General features: G+C 52.5%; 25 protein-coding genes. 13 read left to right on the plus strand and 12 right to left on the minus strand.

Annotated elements, in window-relative coordinates:
• The first annotated feature begins 60 nt into the window (after positions 1 to 60).
• From L5220_RS01665 to L5220_RS01675, 3 genes are all read left to right on the plus strand, one after another.
• A complete protein-coding gene (locus tag L5220_RS01665; RefSeq protein ID WP_499571193.1) occupies positions 61 to 843 on the plus strand; it encodes a nuclear transport factor 2 family protein in 783 nt (260 codons plus the stop codon).
• A gap of 42 nt (positions 844 to 885) precedes the next feature.
• Entirely contained in the window at positions 886 to 1,698 is an 813-nt protein-coding gene (gene minC / locus L5220_RS01670; RefSeq protein ID WP_099799369.1) for a septum site-determining protein MinC, read from the plus strand.
• 158 nt (positions 1,699 to 1,856) lie between these two features.
• Entirely contained in the window at positions 1,857 to 3,053 is a 1,197-nt protein-coding gene (locus L5220_RS01675; protein WP_499571196.1) for an RNA-guided endonuclease InsQ/TnpB family protein, read from the plus strand.
• Between the two features lie 17 nt (positions 3,054 to 3,070).
• On the opposite strand, the gene L5220_RS01680 is transcribed toward L5220_RS01675, so the two are convergent.
• From L5220_RS01680 to L5220_RS01690, 3 genes are read right to left on the minus strand one after another with little or no spacing between them, the layout of a single operon-like run.
• Positions 3,071 to 3,961: an alpha/beta fold hydrolase gene (locus L5220_RS01680; protein WP_499571198.1), complete on the minus strand. Its 891-nt coding sequence runs from the start codon at positions 3,959 to 3,961 to the stop codon at positions 3,071 to 3,073.
• Between the two features lie 10 nt (positions 3,962 to 3,971).
• On the minus strand, positions 3,972 to 4,721 hold the full coding sequence (locus L5220_RS01685; protein ID WP_499571200.1) for a creatininase family protein: 750 nt from the start codon (positions 4,719 to 4,721) through the stop codon (positions 3,972 to 3,974).
• 9 nt (positions 4,722 to 4,730) lie between these two features.
• Complete coding sequence (locus tag L5220_RS01690) at positions 4,731 to 5,981, minus strand: MFS transporter (RefSeq protein ID WP_499571202.1); 1,251 nt, start codon at positions 5,979 to 5,981, stop codon at positions 4,731 to 4,733.
• Between the two features lie 392 nt (positions 5,982 to 6,373).
• Here L5220_RS01690 and tatC point away from each other — a divergent pair, with 392 nt between their 5' ends.
• A complete protein-coding gene (gene tatC / locus L5220_RS01695) occupies positions 6,374 to 7,084 on the plus strand; it encodes a twin-arginine translocase subunit TatC (RefSeq protein WP_499571442.1) in 711 nt (236 codons plus the stop codon).
• Between the two features lie 27 nt (positions 7,085 to 7,111).
• Here the strand turns inward: tatC and L5220_RS01700 are convergent, their stop codons facing one another.
• On the minus strand, positions 7,112 to 8,263 hold the full coding sequence (locus L5220_RS01700) for a M23 family metallopeptidase (protein WP_448527912.1): 1,152 nt from the start codon (positions 8,261 to 8,263) through the stop codon (positions 7,112 to 7,114).
• Between the two features lie 159 nt (positions 8,264 to 8,422).
• On the opposite strand from L5220_RS01700, the gene L5220_RS01705 reads away from it, so the two are divergent.
• Positions 8,423 to 8,977 (plus strand): YqeG family HAD IIIA-type phosphatase, encoded by a 555-nt coding sequence (locus L5220_RS01705; protein ID WP_448527436.1) that lies wholly within the window; start codon positions 8,423 to 8,425, stop codon positions 8,975 to 8,977.
• Here L5220_RS01705 and aroQ read toward each other — a convergent pair.
• The 3 genes from aroQ to L5220_RS01720 form a co-directional block, all read right to left on the minus strand.
• Complete coding sequence (aroQ, locus tag L5220_RS01710; RefSeq protein WP_499571445.1) at positions 8,974 to 9,432, minus strand: type II 3-dehydroquinate dehydratase; 459 nt, start codon at positions 9,430 to 9,432, stop codon at positions 8,974 to 8,976. The two genes, L5220_RS01705 and aroQ, sit on opposite strands and share 4 nt — an antisense overlap.
• Before the next feature lie 22 nt (positions 9,433 to 9,454).
• Positions 9,455 to 9,583: a hypothetical protein gene (locus L5220_RS01715; protein ID WP_257790491.1), complete on the minus strand. Its 129-nt coding sequence runs from the start codon at positions 9,581 to 9,583 to the stop codon at positions 9,455 to 9,457.
• 347 nt (positions 9,584 to 9,930) lie between these two features.
• On the minus strand, positions 9,931 to 10,443 hold the full coding sequence (locus tag L5220_RS01720) for a DUF1269 domain-containing protein (protein WP_448525563.1): 513 nt from the start codon (positions 10,441 to 10,443) through the stop codon (positions 9,931 to 9,933).
• Positions 10,444 to 10,587: 144 nt separating this feature from the next.
• Between L5220_RS01720 and L5220_RS01725 the strand changes: the two genes are divergently transcribed.
• Entirely contained in the window at positions 10,588 to 10,767 is a 180-nt protein-coding gene (locus L5220_RS01725; RefSeq protein WP_448525564.1) for a hypothetical protein, read from the plus strand.
• 9 nt (positions 10,768 to 10,776) lie between these two features.
• Here L5220_RS01725 and L5220_RS01730 read toward each other — a convergent pair whose 3' ends face one another.
• From L5220_RS01730 to L5220_RS01745, 4 genes are read right to left on the minus strand one after another with little or no spacing between them, the layout of a single operon-like run.
• The gene (locus L5220_RS01730; protein WP_499571205.1) at positions 10,777 to 12,042 is read right to left on the minus strand and encodes a DUF445 domain-containing protein; all 1,266 of its coding nucleotides are present in this window, start codon (positions 12,040 to 12,042) and stop codon (positions 10,777 to 10,779) included.
• Positions 12,043 to 12,089: 47 nt separating this feature from the next.
• On the minus strand, positions 12,090 to 12,929 hold the full coding sequence (gene rsmI / locus L5220_RS01735; protein ID WP_499571447.1) for a 16S rRNA (cytidine(1402)-2'-O)-methyltransferase: 840 nt from the start codon (positions 12,927 to 12,929) through the stop codon (positions 12,090 to 12,092).
• Positions 12,930 to 12,934: 5 nt separating this feature from the next.
• Complete coding sequence (gene cbiT, locus L5220_RS01740) at positions 12,935 to 13,537, minus strand: precorrin-6Y C5,15-methyltransferase subunit CbiT (protein ID WP_499571207.1); 603 nt, start codon at positions 13,535 to 13,537, stop codon at positions 12,935 to 12,937.
• Positions 13,538 to 13,566: 29 nt separating this feature from the next.
• Positions 13,567 to 14,037, minus strand: coding sequence for an RNA recognition motif domain-containing protein (locus L5220_RS01745; RefSeq protein ID WP_198406080.1), 471 nt, complete (start codon positions 14,035 to 14,037; stop codon positions 13,567 to 13,569).
• Positions 14,038 to 14,491: 454 nt separating this feature from the next.
• Here L5220_RS01745 and L5220_RS01750 point away from each other — a divergent pair, with 454 nt between their 5' ends.
• From L5220_RS01750 to hemL, 4 genes are all read left to right on the plus strand, one after another.
• Complete coding sequence (locus tag L5220_RS01750; RefSeq protein ID WP_499571209.1) at positions 14,492 to 15,493, plus strand: cytochrome c oxidase subunit II; 1,002 nt, start codon at positions 14,492 to 14,494, stop codon at positions 15,491 to 15,493.
• Between the two features lie 50 nt (positions 15,494 to 15,543).
• Positions 15,544 to 17,202, plus strand: coding sequence for a cytochrome c oxidase subunit I (ctaD, locus tag L5220_RS01755; RefSeq protein WP_499571211.1), 1,659 nt, complete (start codon positions 15,544 to 15,546; stop codon positions 17,200 to 17,202).
• A 45-nt stretch (positions 17,203 to 17,247) separates the two neighbouring features.
• Positions 17,248 to 17,853 (plus strand): cytochrome c oxidase subunit 3, encoded by a 606-nt coding sequence (locus L5220_RS01760; protein WP_099797682.1) that lies wholly within the window; start codon positions 17,248 to 17,250, stop codon positions 17,851 to 17,853.
• A gap of 198 nt (positions 17,854 to 18,051) precedes the next feature.
• Positions 18,052 to 19,287, plus strand: coding sequence for a glutamate-1-semialdehyde 2,1-aminomutase (hemL, locus tag L5220_RS01765; RefSeq protein WP_499498872.1), 1,236 nt, complete (start codon positions 18,052 to 18,054; stop codon positions 19,285 to 19,287).
• Here the strand turns inward: hemL and L5220_RS01770 are convergent.
• Positions 19,278 to 21,428: an ATP-binding response regulator gene (locus L5220_RS01770; RefSeq protein WP_499571213.1), complete on the minus strand. Its 2,151-nt coding sequence runs from the start codon at positions 21,426 to 21,428 to the stop codon at positions 19,278 to 19,280. The genes hemL and L5220_RS01770 overlap by 10 nt on opposite strands.
• 497 nt (positions 21,429 to 21,925) lie before the next feature.
• Here L5220_RS01770 and L5220_RS01775 point away from each other — a divergent pair, with 497 nt between their 5' ends.
• The 3 genes from L5220_RS01775 (at position 21,926) to kaiC (ending at position 24,721) form a co-directional block, all read left to right on the plus strand.
• Complete coding sequence (locus tag L5220_RS01775) at positions 21,926 to 22,777, plus strand: circadian clock protein KaiA (RefSeq protein WP_448513873.1); 852 nt, start codon at positions 21,926 to 21,928, stop codon at positions 22,775 to 22,777.
• A 5-nt stretch (positions 22,778 to 22,782) separates the two neighbouring features.
• Entirely contained in the window at positions 22,783 to 23,100 is a 318-nt protein-coding gene (gene kaiB, locus L5220_RS01780) for a circadian clock protein KaiB (protein WP_448513874.1), read from the plus strand.
• A 61-nt stretch (positions 23,101 to 23,161) separates the two neighbouring features.
• Positions 23,162 to 24,721 (plus strand): circadian clock protein KaiC, encoded by a 1,560-nt coding sequence (kaiC, locus tag L5220_RS01785; protein ID WP_099797677.1) that lies wholly within the window; start codon positions 23,162 to 23,164, stop codon positions 24,719 to 24,721.
• Positions 24,722 to 24,731: the final 10 nt, after the last annotated feature.

Consider the following 24,731-nt stretch of genomic DNA (forward strand, 5'->3'; position numbering starts at 1 on the left):
GAGCCAAACAACGATAGTTCTGTGTAGGGTAGAGCAAATGACTGATAAAGGCGGTAAAGGATGCGCAGGGGTTTACTCGTTCCACTCATTGGGTTGACCGTATTACTCGGTGCCGGGCACAGCCAGAGTTGGGCAGCACCCACTGCTCAGGCAACTACTGCTGTTCCCGAGAGTGTGCAAGCGGTGGTGACAGGTCTAGATAGTGCCGCCAGTCAAAAAAATATTGACGCGGTGATGGCCTTTTATGACCCGAGCTTCAGTACGCCAGACGGTCTAACAGCTCAAATTTTGCGGCAGCAGTTGCCTTTGTTTTGGCAGCCCTACGCTGAAATCCGCTACAGTACCCGTGTGGATCGCTGGCAGCAGCAAGGAGAGGATTGGGTTGTGGAGGTGACCACCACGATTGACGGCAAGGGCGGCTCTGGCGATCGCCCCCAAACGATTCGTGGCACCCTCCAAGCCACCCAGACCATCCGAAATGGCAAAATCCTGCGTCAAGACATTACCAGCGAAAAGACCACCATTAGCATTGGCAGTACGCCGCCCACAGTGCAGTTTTCACTACCGCAGCAGGTACGTCCCGGAGAAGACTTTAGCCTCGATGCCATTGTGCAGGAACCTATCGGCAATACCATTTTGCTGGGGGCTGCCAGCGATCAGCCCATTAATGCCCAAACCTACACAAATCCTGGGTCAGTCAAGCTTGAGTTACTGGCGGCGGGGGGAATTTTCAAAGTTGGCCGCGCCCCTCAGCAGCCGGGCAATCGCTGGATTTCCGTGGCTCTAATCCGTGACACTGGCATGGTGCTCATTACGCAACGGTTGCGGGTGGGCAATCCTTGATATCGACGCCTCTTGCTAAGATGGAACCGGACGGCGAATCTCATGAGTGAGATTGCAAGCACACCAACGCCTGAGCACCAAGAGCCTGTGGTGCCGGATCTGACCGAGACTCCAGACACGTTCGCGGGACTCGAGCCAGCCCAACTGCCTGAGATTGGCCTTGAGTACGCTCAAGAATGCTTGAAAATGACGTTACCCGCTCACTTGGAATGGGTGGATCTATGGCCGCAGATCCAGATTCGCCTAGATTCCCAAGAACCACTCTGGGCTGGGATGCTAGCGGTGGAGTGTCACTGTGGCCAGCGGCTGATGGATCAAAGCCAGATTCAACAATTGGCGGAGGCTCTTGGGGAGAAGCGCTTGCAACTGGTGCAAGTGATAACAGAGCGGCGGCAAACGGCGATCGCTGCGGCGACCCTCGGTTACAGCGTTCAGCAAGGCGCTCCGCCGGTTCCCCCTCTAATTGCAGCAACGACTGACGAGGAGGCTGCTGTCAGTCCCCTCTACCTGAAAACGACTCTGCGCTCAGGTATGGAAATTTGCCACGGTGCCAGTGTCATCGTGCTTGGCGATGTCAATGCGGGGGCGAGTGTAATTGCTGCGGGTGATATTATTATCTGGGGTCGTCTGCGAGGGGTTGCCCATGCGGGGGCAAAGGGAAATAGCAGGGCGTGGATTATGACCCTAGAGATGGCGGCAACGCAGCTGCGGATTGCTGACTTTGTCGCGCGCACCCCTGAGCCGCCCAGTCCACCCTATCCTGAAGTGGCCTATGCAACAGACCAAGGGATTCAAATTGCCCCTGCCCTTCATATGTTGCGCTCTAGTGCATTCCATGCCACAGACCTAGGCTAAAATAGGAGCCACTACTTCTATTTAACGACATATCGCAAGAAGTCCCCGATGCTACCGCAGGTGAATTGTGGGATGAATTGCGACTAATAAAAAAAAGTGCGTCGCACATCCGCTTTGCTATCTGCTAAGATATTATCAGTAATATCCAAAAGCGCTAAGTGTTGCAAGCCTACAAGTTCAGAGCCTACCCAACCAACGAACAGAGATTAGCCCTAGCCAAAAGCTTTGGCTGCTGTCGCTGGTACTGGAATTATTCGCTCAACTTGTGCCAAGAAACCTACCAATCAACTGGGAAAGGGTTATCACGCTCAGCTATTCAGGGATTACTCCCTAACCTAAAGAAGGAGCACCCTTGGCTGAAGGAAGCTTACTCGCAGTGCTTGCAAGTTGTGGCTCTAAATTTATCCACGGCTTACAAGAACTTTTTTGAGGGAAGAGCGAAGCTACCAAGATTCAAATCCAAAAAAGGTCGTCAATCGATGACCTACCCTCAAAACGTCAAAGTAGAAGGGGATGACGTTAAACTCCCTGGAAACGTTGGGAAATTGTACTGCTGTCAACATCGAGAGTTTGAGGGAAAAATCAAATCGGCTACGGTTTCCCTCAATCCAGATGGGAGGTACTATGTGTCCCTCCTCGTTGAGGATGGCCGAGAGCAACCTCCTCCTAGTCCTGAGGGGAAAGCAATAGGCATAGATTTAGGGCTGACTCACTTCGCAATTACGAGTGACGGCTCAAAGTTTGATCATCCTCGGCACTTAGCCAAACATGCTCGTAACCTAAAGCGCAAACAGAAGAAGCTTTCTCGCAAAAAGCAGGGAAGCAACAATCGCGATAAAGCTCGACAGCGAGTCGCTCGCGTTCACAGTAAAATAGCTCGCTGTCGTGAGGATTTTCTACACAAGCTATCCCGCAAGATAGTCAACGACAACCAAGTGATTGCTGTAGAAAATCTTTATGTGAAGGGGATGGTGCGAAATCCCAACCTCGCTAAAGCGATTAGTGACGGTGGTTGGGGGATGTTTTGCACCATGCTCAAGTACAAAGCTGAAAGAGCAGGAAAGATATATATCGAAGTCAATCGTTTCTTTCCTTCTTCAACAACCTGCCATGTTTGCCTCAATCAAGTGGGTAGCCTACCGCTTGAGGTTCGCAATTGGAGGTGTGAGGTTTGCACTACAGAGCATGACCGAGACGTGAACGCTGCGATCAACATCAGAAATGAAGCCTTGCGGATATTGGAGTTAGGAACTCGCTCTACTGCCTTTGGGAGGGAACGTAAGTCATCTGGTAAAACGTCGGTTTTGTTAGATGCTGTCCCCGTTGAACAAGGAAGCCGCTTATCTAGCCCGTAGCGATGATGAGCGGTAGTTCACCTGGGCGTTGCCAGCCACTGCTGAAGATAGGCATTTACCAGCGCCGGTGCCTCATCCTGCGGGCAATGCCCTACCCCTGCTAGGGGCACAAACTCACGTACACAGCGAAAGGCTGCCAACTGCTGCCCTTCGACGATCGCTTCCCACGGATCCGCCGCCCCCCACAGAAAGTAAGTAGGACAGGTCACCAAAGGAAGGAGGTCTTCGGGCACTGGGCCTTGGGAATAGCGCACAAACGCCAAAAAAACATCTGCCGCTCCCTGATCTTGAGCAGGGCCGAGCAATATATCCACCAGTTCCTCGGTCACCGCTGTTGTATCCCCGTAGGCTTGGTGAAGGATGCGGCGCACGGCGCGGGGCTGGGCAATTTGGCGGAAAAAGTAGGTTCCGATCGCCCGATTGCCAAGAATCCGTTGTAGCAAAGTGGTACCCCACTGGCGATACCACGGGAGCTGCTGCCGCTTGCGCTCATGCAGTTGCCGCAGGGAGCAGTTGAGTAAGATCAGTTGCCTGACCCACTCCGGCGCGAAAACCGCTGCCTGGAGAGCAACAACACAGCCAATGGAGTTACCAATCAGCACCGTTGGGGCGCCAATCACCTCATGGCAAAAGTCCAGCACAAGGGTTGCCCACGTCTCAAAGGTATAGCTAACCATGTGTGGCGCAGGCTTAGCCGATCCCCCAAACCCCAACAGATCAATGGCGTAAACCCGATGCGCAGCGGCAAGGACAGGTATATTTTTGCGCCAGTGCAAGCTCGAGGCACCAAACCCATGAATCAGCAGTAGGGGCGTGCCCGTGGTTCCTTGGTGGCGATAGACAATTGGATAGCCCTGCCAGTGCCAAATCTGGGGTGCGAGGGGTTCATTGGCAATATCAGCCGTCATGGCAGCCTCCTCACTCGGCACTAAGAAATTGACGATAGCGCTGGCTCAAATCGTTGACGGCGCGCTGATAAAACTGTTGGCCGTGCTCTGGGGTCGCCAAGCTGGGGTCTGAACCCATCCGACCATCGGGATAGCGACGGCGAAAATCCACAGCACCGTAGATGGCATGATCCCTGTTGACCTCGGCACTCAGTACGCCTTGCTTAATGGCCTCTGGATAGACAAATTGGGTGACGGCCACTTCGCTGGGGGTTGCATGGGAGCCTTCGCGATCGCCATAGAGTTCACGCGCCAGTTGGGTTACCGAAGGGCACATAAACCAGTTTGCTAGTTCACAGCGCACCTGATCTGCCCCCGGAATCTGTAGTTCGGTAAGAGCGGCATAGGTTTCGGCAAAGGCGGCTTTAACGGTGGCAATATTGCCGCCATGGCCATTGATAAAGAAAAAGCGTTGAAACCCTGAGCGTGCCAAACTCACCAGATAGTCACGCAGGACAAGGAGCAGGGTACTGGGGCGCAGGCTAATAGTTCCGGGAAACGCCGTGTGGTGCAACGCCATCCCCACATTGATAGTAGGTGCGACCAACGCGCCGGTGGCATCCCCCACCCCTTTAGCAATGACCTCGGCACAGATGGCATCGGTGCCAATTAAGCCGATGGGGCCATGCTGCTCGGTTGAACCAATGGGCACAATCAAACCGCGAGATTCAGTGAGGTAGTCGGCCACCTCAGGCCACGTACTCAAGTGTAATAGCGCCATTGCGGTTTCCTAAATTGCATCTTCCAGAACAGATCGGGTGTTATGCCATGCCCACAGACCGGCGATCGCCACCACTCCTCCCATCCCCATCATCACAATCGTCAACCCCAGCAGATCTGAGAGAATCCCCGCCACTGCCAAAGGGACACTGAGGGCAATATTGACAATATTATTCTGGAAGCCAAACACCTTACCCCGCATTTCTGGGGGGGTGCGAACCTGAATGAGGGTTTGCATCGGAATACCAATTAAGGAGGCTCCCATCCCCAAGAGAATACTCAAGGCCAGCCCCATCCAAAGGTTATGGACAAAGGCAAACACCAGCAAGACGGCTGCCATGATCAAAAAACCAATTAAGGGGAGGGGACGGTGATGCAGGTGCTCTCCCCATTGCCCTAGAATACCCGCGCCTAAAATCAGCCCCACCCCTGCGGCAGCCAACAGAAACCCAAATTGATTAGGCCGCAACCCAATCTCTTGGGCTAAGCTGACCGCCAACACCGTCAGTGCCGCAAACACACAGTACAAAATAGTCAACTGGAGCATGGCATTGCCCAAGAGTTTATTCTTACGCAGGTAGTGGAACCCATCTTGTAAATCGCGCCAGATATTCATCCCGTGGGGAGGCTCCTGCACCACTTCGCGGTGGGCAATCAGGGCTAAAACCAGCCCCGCCAAAATGTAGAGGCCACCCACTACCATTTCGCGAGCGTAGATCCCCCCGATGGCTGCTGCGGCACTGAGGAGAGGCTCTCCCACCGCAAAGCCAACCACCAACGACCCCATCATCGTGGTGATAAAGAGAGCATTGGCCGAGAGCAGATTTTCTTCTTTCACCAAGAGCGGAATCGCTGCCTGCTCAGCAGGGGCAAAGAACTGCGTGAGAATGGACTCAGAAAAGGCCACCAGCAGCAAAAGGGTAAATTTTTTGGGAATGAGAATTAAGGCAAGCACTAATAGGCCCCGGAGGACATTGGTAATACTCATCACCTCTCGCTTGGGATAGCGATCGACAACGGTACCTGCTGTTGATCCAAAGAAGACGGCGGGTAGGGKATTGGCAATCATCACCGCCGAGGCTTTAGAGCCCGGTAACTCGTAGCTGGCATCGTAGGACACCGCTAAGGTAATCAGGAGCACCAGAAAGATTTTGTCCGCCAGTTGGGAAATAATTTGCCCCCCCCACAGCTTCAAAAAATTCGTGTTTCGCATCAGGGCGGCAAAGCCACCCGGACGGGGTTTAGGCCCAGAACTTACCATTGCTGTTGCTCATACACCATGAAGGGGTCTCCTGTGGCCATGTTTCAATCCTTGATCGCTCAGTTGGCAACGCCTGCCGCAAGCATAGGACAATTGCAATGCTGTTAATTATCGTGAGCCATTATACGATCATAGGTTTGTTTAGTTCTTGAGCACCCCGCTGAGCATAGCCTCTCCCTAGGTATAGCAAACGCATGAGCGAGGGATTCACTAGTAGGATGATAGAGTCATAGATTCTACAGTAGAGAGTTGTTTTTTGAACGATGCCATCGCCCAACACCGATAGCCCTTCCGCTAAATTTTCAGAGCTGACGCCTGCTGAAGGTAACCTTGATGATAGGGATCTAGATACCGAGCAGGATCCTGATCTGGAGCTTCCTAACGAGGTGGAAATGTCCCTTTGGGATCACCTTGAGGAGCTACGGCAACGGCTGTTTGTGGTCTTGGGCACCGTCGCCGTGACGACTATATTCTGCTTTACCCAAGTACGCTGGATCATTCAGTTCCTCGAAAAACCCGCCAAAGGGGCACAGTTTTTGCAACTTAGCCCAGGGGAGTACTTTTTTGTCTCCTGTAAGGCTGCTGCCTACAGTGGGGTGCTATTGGCTACGCCGATGATTCTGTACCAAGGGATTCGCTTTKTTTTACCGGGGTTGACCCGCCGCGAGCAGCGGTTACTCGCCCCCGTTGTCTTTGGCTCCTCGATTCTTTTTGTGGCGGGCTTAGCCTTTGCCTATACGCTGCTTGCTCCTGCGGCCTTAGGATTTTTCATCAGCTATGGTGCGGATGTGGTCGAGCAAATCTGGTCGATTGATCGCTATGTAGATTTTATTTTGCTGCTTCTGTTTGCCACCGGTTTAGCGTTTCAGGTGCCTATCTTACAGTTAGTGCTTATTTCTTTGGGGATTGTCTCCACTGCCCAGATGCTGAGCCAGTGGCGCTATGTGGTGATTATTGCGGTTGCCGTGGCTGCGGTCTTAACTCCCTCGATTGATCCAGTGACCCAAGGGTTATTAGCGGGGGCACTGATGGCGCTTTACTTTACAGGGATAGGCTTGGCTAAGCTAGTGGGTGTGGGCGATCGCCCCGCTGAAGACGGATGAATACGTTGAGCGATCCCCCTATGAGCATCAAAGATAGGCCAAGGGGTCGGTAGGCTCGCCGTTGACACGAACCTCAAAGTGCAAGTGAGGGCCCGTAGAAAGTCCGGTAGAGCCAACTTCAGCAATGGGTTGCCCCTCCTGTACCGTTTGTCCCTCGCGCACGAGTAGGCGTTGAGCATGGGCGTAAAGGGTTGTTAGGCCACTGCCATGATCGAGGATGACGGTTTGGCCATAGCCACCGGACCAGCCCGCTAAAACCACTGTGCCGCTCTGGGCAGCATAGATGAGGGTACCAAAGTCGGCGCCAAAGTCAGTGCCGGCGTGAAACCGACGGGTGCCTAAAATGGGGTGGATGCGCCAACCAAAGTGACTGGTAATGGGGGCACGGATGGGATAGGCGAGGCGACCACTGCGGGGTAAGGGGGGTGAGCCTTGGGGCACATAGCCGAGACGCTGAGCTAAAAACTGTTGAATTGCCATGCTATCGCGAGCCAGTTGGGCTTCGATGGATTCAAGGGCACGGCGATCGCTGCGCAGGCGTTGCACCAATTGACGTTGACTGGCGGCTTCGCGAGTGTAAATATCCTGTTGTTTTGTGAGTTGCTGGCGCAGGGCTTGAATATACCGCTGTTGGGTTTTGATGTGTCGCTCCTGCTGCTCAAGGCGGTGGCGATCGCGCTGGAGGGTAACCAGTTGTTGGCGATCGCGCTCATAAACTTGGCGGAGGCGATATTGCTGAGCCAACCAATCGTTTAGAGTCTCGGCCTCAAAAAGCATTGCCCAGTGGGGAATTTGGCGGTAGCGTTGCAATCGGCGCAGGCGATCGCTAATCACCTCCATATTGGCGTGGTAGCGTTTCGCCATCGCTTGTTGTTGGGTTTGGAGATCCTTGAGAATGGTTTCCGCTGCTGTCAGGCGATCGCTGACAGCAGCCAACTGGTTCGTCGTCGTTTCTACATTGGCTTCGAGGCGATCGAGGCGATCGCTGGCCGCATCTTCAAGGCGTTCTAACTGTTGACGTTGTTGCCCCACTGTCTGCTGGTGCTGTTGGTGCTCCTGCATCACTCGCTGCCAATACTCCAACGGTGGTGCGTTCGTTGCCGCAGTCGGAACCGCACCCCCTAGAACGAGGGCAAAGATAGCTAGCAGGAGGTACAGCCAGCAACCGTGTTTTTGCATAGGAGGGTGCAAATGAGTGCCGCTAGTTATACACCGGCAGGGGGTCAATTATCCAGCTTTCGCTTGAAACTCATCGTATCAGGGCTAACCTCAGAGCATTTCCTCGGTAAAAGGAGTGTGATAGTGTGACAAAAGCCCTTTTTTTCATGTTGACCCCCAATGGCAAAAGGCGCGCTGGCAAGATTGCTCCAACCCAACCTAGTGTTACAGGGGACGATTGAACATCTACACCCGGCAGTTTTACACGAACAGCAACTGCGGGGGATGATCTTAGATGTGGACGATACGCTACTACCCACATGGAACACAGACCTGTCACCAGCGGTACGCGCATGGCTGCTGGACATCAAAGTACAGATGCAGGTTTGGCTGGTAAGCAACAATCTGAACCATCGCCGCATTGAACGGATTGCTCAAGAGGTCGATCTGCCGTTTTTAATGGGCGCGGGTAAACCCTCTCGCCGGAAAATCTGCCAAGCCGTTCATGCCATGAACTTACCATTTGCTGAAGTAGCCATGGTGGGCGATCGCCTCTTCACGGATATTTTGGCGGGTAACCGCCTAGGGATGTTTACAATTTTGGTCAACCCTATCCTTGTAAACCGCCTAGATGGCAAGTCGTGGGTTCGTAACTTAGAATTTTGGCTGGCACACCAACTGGGGGTCCCCATTCTCACCGATGACCCACGCCAACCCCACAGCGAAGTTCCCTAAGCGCTAGCCACCTTCTGCAAGTGCGCCACCAGTGCTCGCAACCCCAGCAAATAACTCTCAGCACCAAAACCAGCAATTTGCCCTAAAGCCACCGGGGCAATATAGGAATGATGGCGAAAGGATTCCCGCTGGTGAATATTGCTGAGGTGCACCTCGACCGTTGGTAAGGCCACCGCGGCGATCGCATCCCGAATCGCCACACTGGTATGGGTATAGGCCGCAGGATTGATCAGAATACCTTGCGCATGGGACGGTGCATCTTGGATCGCATCCACCAGCACCCCTTCATGATTAGATTGCAGGCACTCTAACGTAACTCCTAGACTCCCAGCAAGGTTATGCAGAGACTGGTTAATCGTCTCTAGGGTCACTTGGCCATAAACCCTAGGTTCGCGCTGACCCAGGAGGTTTAAGTTGGGGCCGTGGAGCACTAGCACCTTAAACGCCAAAGCAATCCCCGCAAAATCACGAATTAATCTAGCGGCGATCGCGTACAGGAATTGGAATTGGTTCTAGTTCAGGGGTTGGCTCCGCCCCCCCCAACAATTCGAGAAGCTTCTTCAACCACGATTTGAGGCTATCGAGCAGGTTCTCTAGATAATCCATTGATATTCCTACTGTATCGCTATAGAGAATGGCCTTGGTTTTTTAACCATAGCTGACCAGAGCTACTTTTAACCTAGCATAATCTTTTTCGATCAGTACCCTCACCCTAGAAACCGCTTGGTCGTGCTTTCTCTACTCTGTACTATAGATCGACACTATAGATCAACGAGATCACGGGCCTTTTCAGGACTAGACTATGCGCCTGCGGTGGACGGAACGTGACTAGGGCAGAGATTGACATACTCCCACGGCTAAAGCGCGTGGGCTGTACGGCACCAGTTGTAAAAAAAGCTCAGCCATTCTCAGAATGGTCGAGCCTTTTAACAGTTGCTGGGTCTTAAGGATTCTTAGCCCTCGCTAGATTCACCAGCAGAGGTACCACGATTGAGGGCTTCTTGCAATTTTGCTTCATCTTCCTTCGACAGCGATGTGCGCAGCACCTTACCGCCAAACGGTGCAATTTCCTCGATAACTTTGTCTGGAGTGGCTTGCCGCACGAGGGTAAAAATCGCGGACGTGCCCGGGGAGATGGTTTGCCCTAATTCCTTAATGAAATTATCGTCGATGCCAATGTCGGTAAATTTGCCGGAAATGGCTCCGGCGACGATCCCGGCTGCCCAACCCAACAATGGGTTAAAGAACAACAACCCAATCAGCAGCCCCCAGAAGCCACCGCCCAGCGCACCTGCCAAGGTCAAATCTTGGGTTTGGTTAATTTTTACTTTCCCATCTTTCGTGCGGACAACAACTGCCGCATCCTCAAGGTCTAGGAGATGCTCCCGCTGTAACTTTAGGAGCTGGATGAGAACTTCGTTTGCTTTGTACTCATCATCGAAGGCAATTACAACCAGTGTACTCATGCACTGTCTCCATCAATGGTTGGTTATGGAACCGTACTCACCCTAGCATTATCTTCCCCAGAATCACCTGATTGGCGGAGGAGGCATCCTTAAATTTTCGGAACACTGGGAAGAGGCTGATGCCCTAAGACTAACGACCCAACGATGGCAGTAATGTTTCGCAAAGGCGATCGCCTCTATTTACGGGATGAGCCGTTTGAAATTACCTCGGTCTATCGCCGCCTTGTAGTTGTCCGCTCTTTGATTCGTACAGAGTTATCTTGGATTGTTGACCTTGAGGAAGTTAACAAATACTTTGCCCCCATTGCTGACTCCAAGACCTGAAGAGAATTCCTAGAGACTTGGCCTAGCTTGCCAGTACAAAAATCCAGCTTGCACTAGACCAATCAAGAACCCCAAAATTCCCCCCAAGCGGACGATCGCCTGCAATTCACTACGGACAATGCCCTGAATCGCCAGTTCAAGGTTTTCTGGAGAAGTGGCCTTGACCCGATCCACAATCACTCGATCTAAATCAAGGATGGGAATGGCTCGCTCAATCATCAATTCGAGATCCCGCTCTAGGTAGCGATCTAGCACGAGCGCTAATTCATCACTCACCACCTCAAGGGACGCCGCTAAACTGGCGGATTCTCGCAGTCGCCGCAAAATGCTCAGGGAAATTCCCTCCCAATCTACGGTTTGACTGACCGCTTCAATCACCCCAAATCCCTGTTCTTGAATATAAGTCCGCACGGTTTGGCGAAAGAGCTGCCGCAGTTCGCGCACGGTGCCAAGGGGTAAACTTTGTAAACTGATATTTTGCAAGGCTTCTACTAAGCGTTGGCGCAGGGCAAGGGCTTGAATCAGGTCGTTAAGGCGGCGGTTGCAAGCCTCCCGTTCATTGAGGCAGTACTCCCGCAGCCGGATCAGCGTATTGCGCACTCCGACTAAATTGGCCATCACCCAGTAGGTGCCACTGGTATGTTGCCGCAGTTCTTGATCCAAAATGTTGATGGTGCGATCGGTTAAAAAATCAATAATGGCTAAGCGCAGACGATCTGGAGGCAGCATCACCGCCAGTAGCCAATTCGCTAGTTTTTCTGCCTGTTCATCGCTGAGTTGTAGCTCAACCAGCACTTGATCAAATAACTGGTTGAGCTGTGGCTCTAAAAAGTCTTCCCGCCGCGACCACACTTTGATCAGGCGGGGGAGGGCACCGCCAAAAAAGTCGCGCAGAATGTTGGCCAGCACTTGCGCCGATCGCTGTTCACTTTGCTCTTTAATTTGGGTAATGCTGGTTTCAAGGAGCCAGTAGATCACTGCTTTCACCCGCTGCACCTGCAAGAGGCGACGAGCAAGGTTTTGCAGTTCTTCAGGGGTGAGCAGAGACCCCAGAATGGCATCGGCAATACGGCGCGCCAACCGCTCTTGATTGCGGGGAATTAACCCCGGCGTAAAGGGAAGCTGCTTGCCGCCAATGTAGCGGGGGGTATAGGGGCGAAAGAGCATTGTAATGGCAAGATCGTTTGTAAAATAGCCGATAATCCCTCCGGCGACGGGGGGAATCAGCAGGGTCCAAAAGTTAATACTTGCCAATGCTGGTGTACTCCTAGCCATTGTGGGGCGATCGCAACCGCGCCCAAGAATGTTGCTATCCCTTTATTCTATCGATTGCTATGGGTTCCCCTTAAGCCCATTTGGTAAAGCTGACGGCGAGACACACCCGTCAGAGCCGCTAGTTGGCGACTGGCTTCGGCAAGAGACAGCCCTTGAGACTGCAAGAGTTGTAGTTCGGTTTGGAGTTGCTCCCAGGAAATAGGGGAGGCTGTGGGCGCACTGCCGGCCACCACAAGGGTATATTCGCCTCGGGGAGGGGTTTGGGTAACCCACTCACTGGCTGCTGCAAGGCACCCCCGCCAAAAATCTTCGTAGCGTTTGGTTAGCTCACGAGCCAAGACAATGGGGCGATCGCCCCCAAAGGTGTCCACAAAATCCTGCAAGGTTGCGCGAAGGCGATGGGGCGCTTCGTAGAAAATCATTGTGCGCAATTCCTGGCGTAGCTGGTCAAGACGCTGCTGGCGATCGCGCCCCTTCGGAGGTAAAAACCCTTCAAAACAAAACCGCGCCATCGGTAACCCCGCCGCCATCAACGCCGTCAAGGCCGCATTGGCACCCGGAATAGGGATGACTGGCACAGCGGCGGCAATACAAGCGGCAATCAGCTCGTACCCCGGATCCGCCACCCCCGGCAGCCCCGCATCACTCACCAAGGCAACCTGTTGGCCAGCGTGTAGTTTGGCAAGGAGGTGGGGCAGGCGTTGTTGGGTATTATGGGCATGAAGGCTAATCTGGGGCGTGGTGATGCCAAAGTACTGTAGCAGCCGGCCAGTATGGCGGGTATCTTCTGCCGCAATGAGATCCACCTCCCGCAGCACCCGTAAAGCACGAGCCGTGATGTCTTCTAGGTTGCCAATGGGGGTGCCCACCACCCACAACTGCCCGATCCCCATCAGGAAATTTTTTCGCCACTGAGGATAAAAATAGGTTCAACCGCCGTAAAGAGTCGGTGTCCGCCACGGGTTTCCAAGCGATTGATCACCGACTGCACCACCTCTAAGCTGCGCGCCTGCACCGTAGCAAAGCCTTCCGAAAGGGCATAAAGATTTTCAAGACTGCCGGCGATCGCCACCAAACGCCCACCAGGGGCTAAATACTCCCACGCCTGCAACAGCACCTCTTTAATGGGGCGACCCCCTTCAAGACAAATTCGCTGCGGCGGGGGKGCTAACTGCGGAAAACACTCTGGTGCCGAMCCTGCCACAATCTGAACATTGTTCACCCCAAAGCGATCGCAATTCCGCTGGATCAGATCCACCACCTCCTCATCCCGCTCAACAGCAATCACCTGACCGCGATGAGCCAAACGTGCTGCCTCCACCGCAATGGTGCCCGTGCCTGCACCCACATCCCAAAGACACGACTCCGGCTCAAGCCGCAGGTACGATAGCATCAGCAAACGTGTTTCCCGCTGCGTTAAGGGAATACCGGGAAGGCGTTCAAAGAGACTATCGGGAATACCGGGGGTAACAAACGGCCACGGATCTGTTGGCATAGAAGCCCCCAACAATATAGGGCAAGGCGCTAGGGATTTGTGCTCTGCGCCAGCAGTCGCTCTTTTAACTGCGCCAACGCATCAGCCCAGCGAGGATCCGGTTGAGCCGCTTCTGTATCTATAGAGCTAGACCCAATTGTCGCTGGCGTTTGCGGGCGACGATTTCCCCCCTTGCTAGCTTTACGAGGATTGCTGCGACTGCTAACGCTAGGTTTTTCCACGACTTGCTCGTCCTTTGTCTCAGCTTTGGGCTTGTCGTTGGCTTTCTCAATTTTGAGAGGGTTGTCTTTGAAGGTATAGCCATTGAGTTTTTCGATCACTTGATCCGCCAACTCCTCTGACTCCACGGTTAGAAAACCAAACCCTCGGCACTTGCCAGTTTTGCGATCGGTAATTAGCTTAGTAGTGCCAACTTCCCCCACTTCTCTATTAAAGAGAGCTTCTAGCTCCTCACGGTTGAGTTCACGCGGCAAGTTGCCCACATACAGGCGGATAGACATAAAAAAACCTCCCTTAAGCAGATTAAAAAGAGCAACAATAAACACCGGCCAATCACGCATGACAAACCGCATCACGGTAAAAAGGGCGCAGATGAGTTCTACGCACTAACCCCGCTAACATTGACATAGTAAAATGCTCGCTTGTTTGATTCACAGCTACTGTTGCTAAATGGAACCGCCGTGGATCGAATATAGCTAAAACTGCCAACTCACTAATAGTAACCTACTAGGGTTGGGGCACTGAATGCTCTATTCGCCCTCACCTAGGGTATCACGCTTTATGCAAGGAACGCTAGAATTCCAGCAATTTTTTTGCGTTGAGGCCGCGCTGACTAACGACTAAAATGACAACGCAAAAGCAGCTTAACGAATCTTTAGATTATTTTAACCCCCATTGCTGAGGAATCTGCCTAGGATCGGGATGGGATTGTCTCTGATGGCCTAGGCAAGCACTATGGAACAAATACCAGCTTCAATTTGGACGCTGACCGCTGGGGTTGTCATCACCCTTGTCAGTTTTTGGGTGGGGCATAACCACAACCTTTTGCCAGAGCAAGCCTCAGAACAAGCTCCCCTAGTCGATGACTTCTTTGACATCATGCTCACCATTGGCACTGCCCTATTTCTGGTCGTGCAAGGCGCCATTATTTTATTTGTGATTCGCTACCGCCGCCGCGCTGGGGATGATGGTGATGGGGTTCCCGTGGAGGGTAACTTACCTCTTGAAGCCTTTTGGACAGCTATTCCGGCCTTGATAGTCATCTTCCTTGGCATCTATAGCGTGGATATTTTCCAACGCATGGGGGGGCTGAACCCCGGAGATCATGCCATGCACACCATGGGAGATCACAATCCTGCTGTGGCCGTTGTTGCCGCAGCCCCCCAAACGACCGCTACCGATGCCCCACCCCTCCTAGCCACCAAGACTAATAGCGTTCCGGAAGTTGGCATTGGTGCCAGTCCGGATGTTCAAGGTAAAATGCCTGATCTGGTTGTGGATGTGGCGGGGATGCAGTACGCTTGGATTTTCACCTATCCTAGCCAAGGTATTGTCAGCGGAGAGTTACACATTCCCGTCGGCAAGGACGTGCAGTTAAACCTGTCTGCCCGGGATGTCATTCATTCCTTTTGGGTGCCCCAGTTCCGGCTCAAGCAGGATGCCATTCCGGGGGTTCCCACTGAGCTGCGTTTTAAGGCCACGAAGCCGGGCACGTACCCCGTCGTCTGTGCGGAACTTTGCGGTGGCTACCATGGTGCTATGCGCACCCAGGTCATTGTCCATACCCCAGAGGAGTTTGAGACATGGCTGAGCCAAAACCAAACGATGGCAGCCATTCCCTCCCCCTCATTAGTGGCCAGTCATACAGCAGCGCTAGGGGTCACGCCCCAACTCCTCGCCCAGGTTGCAGCGGCGGCACAATCGCCCCAGCCAGTGCCTTCCAGCGACCACATTTGATTTTTTGATTTGACTAGACCTGACTAGACTGTTGCATTCTTGAGAGAGCTATGGCGCAAGCACAACTCCCGCTAGATACTCCCCTGTCCTTACCCGACCATCCCAAGGCTTGGAAGTGGTACGACTACTTCACGTTCAATGTAGATCACAAAGTTATTGGCATTCAGTACCTTGTCACTGCGTTTATTTTCTACCTTATCGGGGGCTTAATGGCGGTGGCCATGCGCACAGAACTAGCGACGGCCAATTCTGACTTCATCGACCCCAATCTCTACAATGCCTTCTTGACAAACCACGGCACAATCATGATCTTTCTCTGGATTGTGCCAGCGGCCATTGGTGGCTTCGGCAACTACCTTGTGCCGTTAATGGTGGGGGCACGGGATATGGCGTTTCCCCGACTCAATGCCTTGGCCTTTTGGCTAAATCCACCCGCGGGGGCGCTGCTGCTCGCAAGCTTCCTGTTTGGGGGTGCCCAAGCGGGTTGGACATCGTATCCGCCCTTGAGTACGATTACGGCCACTACGGCGCAGAGCATGTGGATTTTGGCCATTGTTTTGGTGGGTACTTCGTCAATCATGGGGTCGGTGAACTTTATCGTCACCATCTGGAAGATGAAGGTGCCCAGTATGCGCTGGGATCAATTGCCGTTATTTTGCTGGGCAACCTTAGCAACCTCGCTGTTAGCCTTAGTTTCAACACCTGTACTGGCAGCTGGTCTGATTTTGCTGCTGTTTGACATTAATTTTGGCACCTCCTTCTTCAAACCAGATGCTGGCGGGAATGTGGKGATTTACCAGCATCTATTTTGGTTCTATTCCCACCCGGCAGTGTATCTAATGATCTTGCCCATTTTTGGGATTATGTCGGAGGTGATTCCCATCCACGCCCGCAAGCCGATTTTTGGCTATTGGGCGATCGCCTACTCCAGCTTAGCTATCTGCTGTGTAGGTCTGTTTGTTTGGGTTCACCACATGTTTACCAGTGGTACCCCACCGTGGATGCGGATGTTCTTTACCATTTCCACCCTCATTGTGGCGGTACCCACAGGGGTGAAAATTTTTAGCTGGGTAGCAACACTGTGGGGCGGCAAAATTCGCCTCAATAGTGCCATGCTCTTTGCCATTGGCCTGCTGTCAATGTTTGTGTTGGGAGGCTTAAGTGGGGTAACCCTAGGAACGGCTCCCGTGGATATTCATGTCCACGATACCTACTATGTGGTGGCTCACTTCCACTATGTTCTGTTTGGTGGGTCGGTCTTTGGCCTGTACGCCGGGATTTATCACTGGTTTCCGAAAATGACGGGGCGATTATTGAATGAACCCCTTGGTATTGCCCATTTTGTGCTCACCTTAGTTGGCACCAACCTCACCTTTTTGCCGATGCATGAGTTGGGGCTGAAGGGAATGCCGCGGCGGGTGGCGATGTACGACCCTCAGTTTGAACCCATCAACGTTATTTGCACCATTGGTGCGTTTGTTTTAGCCTTTTCGGTTATCCCGTTCCTAATTAACGTCATTTGGAGTTGGAATAAGGGGAAAGTTGCAGGGGATAACCCTTGGGGCGGCCTCAGCCTTGAGTGGACCACCAGTTCACCACCGTTAATTGAGAACTGGGAGGTGTTGCCGGTGGTAACCAAGGGGCCCTACGATTTTGGCGGCATTGTGCATCGTCCAGTCATGGATGAGGATGACGATGAGGACGAGTAAGTCGAGTTCCACCATCGGATGGTTTAGACCCTAGGAGCGATCGCCATGCAAGGTACTGTTGAGTCCCAAGAGACACGGGGTGTTATTGACCATCACCACGAGCATCCCGATTTTCGGGTATTGGGCTTGTTGGTATTTCTAATTTCTGAGTCTTTGATGTTTGGCGGCTTGTTTGCTGCCTACTTACTGCTGCGGGGCTTAAATGAGCAGTGGCCGCCAGAAGGCACAGAGGTAGAACTACTGGTGCCAACAATTAACACCATCATTCTCATCTCTAGTAGTTTTGTCATCCACTACGGCGACGTTGCCATTAAAAAGGATGATGTTCAGGGGATGCGCAAGTGGTACTGGATCACAGCCGCTATGGGACTGGTCTTTTTAGCTGGCCAAGTCTATGAGTACCTCAACCTTGGCTATGGCCTCCGCACCAACATATTTTCTAATTGCTTCTACGTCATGACTGGGTTTCACGGTCTCCATGTCCTGATTGGCGTATTGCTCATTTTAGGGGTACTGTGGCGATCGCGCCGCCCCGGCCATTACAGTGCCCATCAACACACTGGGGTGGCCATGGCAGAAATCTACTGGCACTTCGTAGATGTTATTTGGATTATTCTGTTTACCCTGCTGTATATTTTGACCCGCTTCTGAGGTCTTTGCCCCGCCCAAGAGCACCCAAAATAGAGCAGCAAATTGTAAACAAATGCAACAGGATTCCGCCTAGAGCGGGGGACAGGTGATTGCTTATAATAATTCGAGCAACCCAATGCGTGAAGGGAGTTAACGTTGACCACCACTGCTTTGCAAACCACTAAATCACAAGAGATTTTTGCCGCTGCCCAGAAATTAATGCCCGGCGGTGTCAGCTCTCCGGTTCGCGCCTTCAAATCGGTTGGCGGTCAGCCCATTGTCTTTGACCACGTTAAAGGTGCCCACATTTGGGATGTGGATGGCAACCAGTACATCGATTACGTTGGCACATGGGGACCTGCCATTGTGGGTCATGCTCACCCTGAGGTGATTAATGCACTTCATGCCGCCCTTGAAAAAGGCACCAGTTTTGGTGCCCCCTGCATTTTAGAAAATATTTTGGCCGAAATGGTCATCTCGGCAGTTCCCAGCGTTGAAATGGTACGCTTTGTCAATTCTGGAACCGAAGCCTGTATGGCCGTACTGCGCTTGATGCGTGCCTATACTCAGCGCGAAAAAGTGATTAAGTTTGAAGGCTGCTACCACGGTCATGCGGACATGTTCCTTGTCAAGGCAGGATCTGGAGTTGCCACCCTTGGTCTTCCTGACTCTCCGGGCGTGCCGAAAGCGGTAACCGCCGCAACGCTGACTGCCCCCTACAATGACTTAGAGGCCGTCAGCCGTCTCTTCCAAGAGTATCCTGAGGATATTGCCGGTGTGATTTTAGAACCCGTTGTAGGCAATGCGGGGTTTATCCCTCCGGATGCGGGCTTTTTAGAAGGGCTGCGGGAACTCACAACGCAGTACGGTGCCCTCTTAGTGTTTGATGAAGTGATGACCGGGTTCCGGATTGCCTACGGTGGTGCCCAAGAGAAATTCGGCATCATCCCAGATCTCACCACCCTTGGTAAAGTCATTGGCGGGGGGCTACCCGTGGGTGCCTATGGGGGCCGTGCCGACATTATGAAAATGGTTGCCCCAGCGGGGCCGGTTTATCAAGCGGGAACCCTCTCAGGCAACCCCTTAGCCATGACCGCCGGTATCAAAACCCTTGAACTGCTGAGTCGTCCAGGTACCTATGCGCAGTTGGATCACCTCACGGGTAAATTGATCAGCGGGCTACTGGAGGCGGCTCAAGAATTTGGCCACGCCGTTTGTGGCGGCCACATTAGCGGTATGTTTGGTCTGTTTTTCACGGCGGGGCCGGTTACAAACTACGAGCAAGCCAAAACAGCAGACCTCAAGAAATTCGCCGCCTTTCACCGCGGTATGTTGGAACAGGGCATTTATCTTGCGCCATCCCAGTTTGAGGCAGGCTTTACCTCCCTTGCCCACACAGAAGCTGATATTGAGCGCACTATTGCTGCAGCGCGGACAGTGCTCAGTCAACTGTAAGGTTTTACCGTTGCCGCGAGGCTAACGACCGCCACAAGGTCAGCGAGGTCTAAACACGGAAAGACCAATGTATTGCCAAGGCTATGTAAGGCACGGCTGATCTCCTCATCTAGGGTGATAATCGGCAAGCGCATGAGCTTGGGGTGATCGCCTAGGCGGGGGACTTGGATAAGGGGTAAGTCCCAGATCAGAACGTCGGGTTGCCAAATGTCGGCGACTAGGTCTGCCTGTTCCAGATCATCGGCTTCGAGGAGCCGTACATAGGGGAGGGGTAATTCTCGCGATAGCCCCAGCCCTAGTACTGTTTGAGTGCTTGCTGGCTCGTGACTTGGGGGATTTGCCGCCACTGGATTTAGCCGTGGATAGCACCACCGCTCCAAAACCTCCATTAGTAGAGCCGTTGAACTCTGAGTTGGTAGTTGCTGCACCAGCCCCGGGAGAGCACAGGGAGGCGACTCATCAGCAATGATCATCATGGGAATCGTTTCGCTATGGTCGGTGCTCGTGAGCACTTCGGTCACCTCTGCTAAGACCAGACCGGTGGCGGCGCGGATAACAATAGCGCTGGGATGCAGTTGCTCTAGTTTATCGAGGGCTTCTAGAGGCTGGCGAGCCACAACATAGCCATAATCTTGCTGCTTAAGAGCCTTGACAACGGTCATCAGCCACTCGGCATCGTTACTCACAAGCAGGATGATATGTCGGGCGTTGGGTACAGGAATACTGAGATCACTGGCCAAGGGCAGCAGCACACTCCATTCGCTGTACTGATCGGGTTGAGCAATAAAGGAGAGTTCGCCATTATGTAGGCGAGTCAGTTGATGGGCGAGCATTAGCCCCATGGTGACTTCTGCGTAGTCTTCAAGGCATTGGTGCAATAGGCGTTCATGGTAAGTGAGGGGAATGCCACCGCCTTCTTCCCACAATTGCACAACGAGCCACTCTTGCCATTGGCATAGACGTACCCCACGGCGATCGCCCCGGCTGAGTGCCACCCAACCAATGAGATGGGCAAAGATATAGCGCAGCCGTAGTGCATCCCCATACAGGTAAGTGTCAGCCAAGGAGATGTCTATCTGCCACTGTAAGGAGAGGTCGGGGAACTGTGCCTCATAAAGATGTCCTGCTAACTCATGGGCGCGAAACCATAGGTTCGCCAGCTCCACCGCCTCCCATTGCAATTCCATCTCCCGCCAAAGAGCGCGGGTATAGTCCTGCCATGCCTGAATGAGCCGATTCATTTGCCAGCTACTGCGCTGAATGAGAGCAACGTAATCCTGTTGCTGGGGCTGAGACGTTTGCCAGAGTAACTGGGTTAAACTCAGCACGGCGGTGAGGGGGTTTTTAAGTTCATGGCCAAGGCTGAGTAAAAAGCGTTTCTGCTGCAAAAGACGCAGTTCATTAATACGGTTTGGCGGTGTAGTCGTGAGGTGACTGGCAGCTTGGGCAAAAAAGAGCCAGTACGGCTCTACAGCAGATGCAACGGTTGCGATGGCGGGAGCTGTCTCACCGTTGAGGGTGGCAACCTCTGGCTGGCTCAAGTAAAGGGGGACAGAGCACAGTTGCCAAGGCGATCGCTCCCCCACCTGTTGGCAACTCATCCCTGTCAATTGTTGCTGAGCCGCAGGAGTAGTTCCCAAGTGCGTGAGCCACGCCGTATTTTGCCAAAGAACTGAGCCATTTGAGGCTTGAATTTGCAAGGGCAGGGGTAATTGTGCCAGTACCTCAACCCAAGGTAAGTGTGGTTGTCCCGCCCAGTAGTGGAGGAGTCGTTGCTGATCAAGGAGGCTAACAAACCGCTGCTGCTCATCCACGAGGGCAATATAGGCAGGTATCTGGGCTTGCTGAGAGACCCAATGCTGAAACTGCCGCAGTGACCAAGTTGCAGGCAATGTGGTTAACGGCGATCGCCAAGATCCACTCACCCGACCGACCGGTAGGGTAGCGACCGTGCCGTCGTAGCTCAAACTCAACGCTAAGCGCCAGCCGTGGACGACACCGATAGGCACTGAAGCGTTGTCAACAATGACCATGATTTCTGGCAATGTTTCTTGCCACAGATGATGCACCTCTGCCAGCGGTAGCCCCATCGCTACGGTTACAGCGACCTCACCAAACGTCTGAAGATACAGGTGATCCATAGGTTATTCTGACCGCTGCAAGAAAATCTTGACTAGGCTTTAGCATATAACTGCAAAAAGCCTCCGCTTCAATCAAAGATTTGAAGCGTGAGATGAATTGCGGTAATAAACGGTGCTATAGTCCTCATCGTGTGGCAACGCCGCACACTAAAATAGTACACTGCCGGAAGACTGTCCTGCACAAGCTATTGCGTAGGATAGCTGACGAACGCCAAGTCATTGGTGTAGAGTCTTCCAAGCTGGCAACGTTTAACACAGGCATTTCCCTCGCAGACGAGGCACTACGCCTTTTGACCTGCGGGATGCGGGGCAACGCCTATCGTCCAGATGTAAGACCTAGCTGTAGAGGCCGTAAGAAATCTACGGTGGGGCAATCTGTTGGGTAGGAAGCTACTATTGTGATCGTTGATTCAATAGGGGTAGTTCACGGCAGCCTGCTATCGTCAACGGGAAAATGATAGGATGCTATTAAGTGTACACTCAACTCTTAAATCGTCGTGGCGCAGTCAACCGCACTCACAATTTGTGGCTTAGTTTACTCGCCCGCCATTGCTCAAGAATTAGTCCGCTTCCATAACTCTGGAATTGATGAGCTGGTTTATTTTGCCAACGATGCGGAGTTCTGTACGTATTTAGAGCAGCACCGCCACAGTGTTGCCTGTTTAATTCTAGAATGGGCAGAGACCACAGCGCAAATTATTAACTATCTGCACCACAGCGCAACCTTATTGCCAGCAGTTATTGTCTTTCCAGAGCAGGGTGCATCGCTACCCGTTGGCCCCCACTATCATGTTGCAGAAATTCTCTTGTCGGCACTAGAGCTACATCGACTCAATCAGGTGATCGAGGAGGCCATTACTGCCTTTGTCAAGCTCTGTCCGGGCTGTGCGGTGCCCCCCCACGTCATGTTTCGTATGCCTGCTTTGCAAGACAGCAGCGGTCAAGATCCGCAGCACCGCCTGTCGCAGAAGCTCAAGGAGCGGCTGGGATACTTGGGCGTGTATTACAAGCGAGACACGCAGTTCTTTTTTCGGCGGATGTCCAGCACCGAGAAACGCAGGCTCCTAGATGAACTGCGTGCGATTTATCGTACGATTATTCTGGAGTACTTTAGCGCTGAAGCCAAGACGAATGAACATATCGACGAGTTTGTTAGTAAAGCATTCTTTGCTGATATTTCAGTCTCCCAAGTGATAGAACTCCACGTTGAACTCATGGACAGTTTTGCCAAGCAACTCAAGCTTGAAGGCCGTAGTGAGGATATTCTGCTGGATTATCGTCTAACGTTAATTGATGTCATTGCCCATCTATGTGAAATGTACCGTCGCTCAATTCCGCGTGAGGTATAACCCTGATGACACCACTGCGGAAAACCTATGTGCTAAAACTTTACGTTGCCGGTAATACCCCTAATTCGGTACGTGCACTGAAAACCTTGAATAATATTCTTGAAAAAGAATTTAAGGGAGTCTATGCCCTGAAAGTTATTGACGTGCTGAAAAACCCCCAGCTTGCGGAGGAAGATAAAATTCTGGCAACCCCCACCTTGGCAAAGGTGTTGCCGCCACCCGTGCGGCGCATTATTGGCGATCTCTCGGATCGAGAAAAAGTTCTCATTGGCCTTGATTTACTATACGAAGAGATCAGTGATCAAGCTGATGATCTCACCTGATCCCGATCGCCCTCTGTTCTGTTTGTTGGAATTTATTTAGCGAGTGCGTACCTAAACCTCTATGAGCACAGATACCCCTGAAAATCAGATCAGTTCAAAACCAGCGATCGCCACCGAAGTCAAGAAGATTCGCACAATGGTGGAGGGATTTGATGACATTAGCCATGGTGGCTTACCTCAAGGGCGCACAACCTTAGTCAGCGGTACCTCTGGCACAGGCAAAACGCTTTTTGCAGTGCAGTTTCTCTACAATGGCATTACGATCTTTAATGAGCCGGGTGTTTTCGTCACCTTTGAAGAGTCTCCTAACGACATCATCAAGAATGCCCTGAGCTTTGGCTGGGATCTACAGGGATTAATTGATCAGGGCAAGCTCTTCATTCTCGATGCTTCCCCTGATCCCGATGGCCAAGATGTCGCCGGCGATTTTGACCTATCGGCGCTGATTGAACGCATTCAGTATGCCATCCGTAAGTACAAAGCCACGCGGGTTTCAATTGACTCCGTGACCGCAGTCTTTCAACAGTACGATGCCGCCTCGGTTGTACGTCGGGAAATTTTTCGTTTAGCCTTTCGCTTAAAGCAGTTGGGCGTAACGACCATCATGACCACGGAGCGGATTGATGAGTATGGTCCGGTTGCCCGCTTTGGGGTCGAAGAATTTGTCTCTGATAATGTGGTGATTTTGCGCAATGTCCTAGAGGGAGAGCGACGGCGGCGAACCGCAGAAATCCTGAAGTTGCGGGGTACCACCCACATGAAGGGGGAATATCCCTTCACCATTAACAATGGCATTAATATCTTTCCCTTAGGAGCCATGCGCTTGACACAGCGATCCTCTAATGCCCGGGTGTCCTCTGGGGTCAAGACCCTCGATGAAATGTGTGGGGGCGGCTTCTTCAAAGATTCGATTATTCTGGCAACAGGAGCCACGGGTACAGGCAAAACCCTCTTGGTCAGTAAGTTTTTAGAGACAGGGTGCCAACAGGGCGAGCGTGCGCTCCTATTTGCCTACGAAGAATCGCGGGCGCAGCTGTCGCGCAATGCCTCTTCGTGGGGGATTGACTTTGAGGAACTCGAGGAGCGAGGGTTACTGCGTATTGTCTGTGCCTATCCTGAATCCGCCGGCTTAGAGGATCACTTGCAAATTATCAAGTCGGAAATCGCTGACTTTAAGCCGTCGCGGGTGGCGATTGACTCCCTTTCGGCCTTAGATCGCGGTGTCAGTAATAATGCCTTCCGCCAGTTTGTGATTGGGGTCACAGGGTTTGCCAAGCAGGAAGAGATCACGGGGTTCTTTACAAACACCACTGACCAGTTCATGGGGTCTAACTCCATTACTGAGTCCCATATTTCTACGATTACGGATACGATTTTGCTATTGCAGTACGTAGAAATTCGCGGTGAAATGTCGCGAGCTATTAATGTCTTTAAGATGCGTGGTTCTTGGCATGACAAGGGGATTCGTGAGTATGTGATTACAGAGAAAGGTGCAGAAATTCGCGACTCCTTCCGCAATTTTGAAGGGATTATCAGCGGTACCCCCACCCGTATTTCTGTGGATGAAAAGACTGAGCTAGCGCGTATTGTCAAAGAGGTGAAAAACCTAGGCGAGGAGTAGGCCAAGCTGG

The organism is Synechococcus sp. PCC 6716 (genome assembly GCF_022570815.1).
Classification (GTDB): domain Bacteria; phylum Cyanobacteriota; class Cyanobacteriia; order Thermosynechococcales; family Thermosynechococcaceae; genus Thermosynechococcus; species Thermosynechococcus lividus.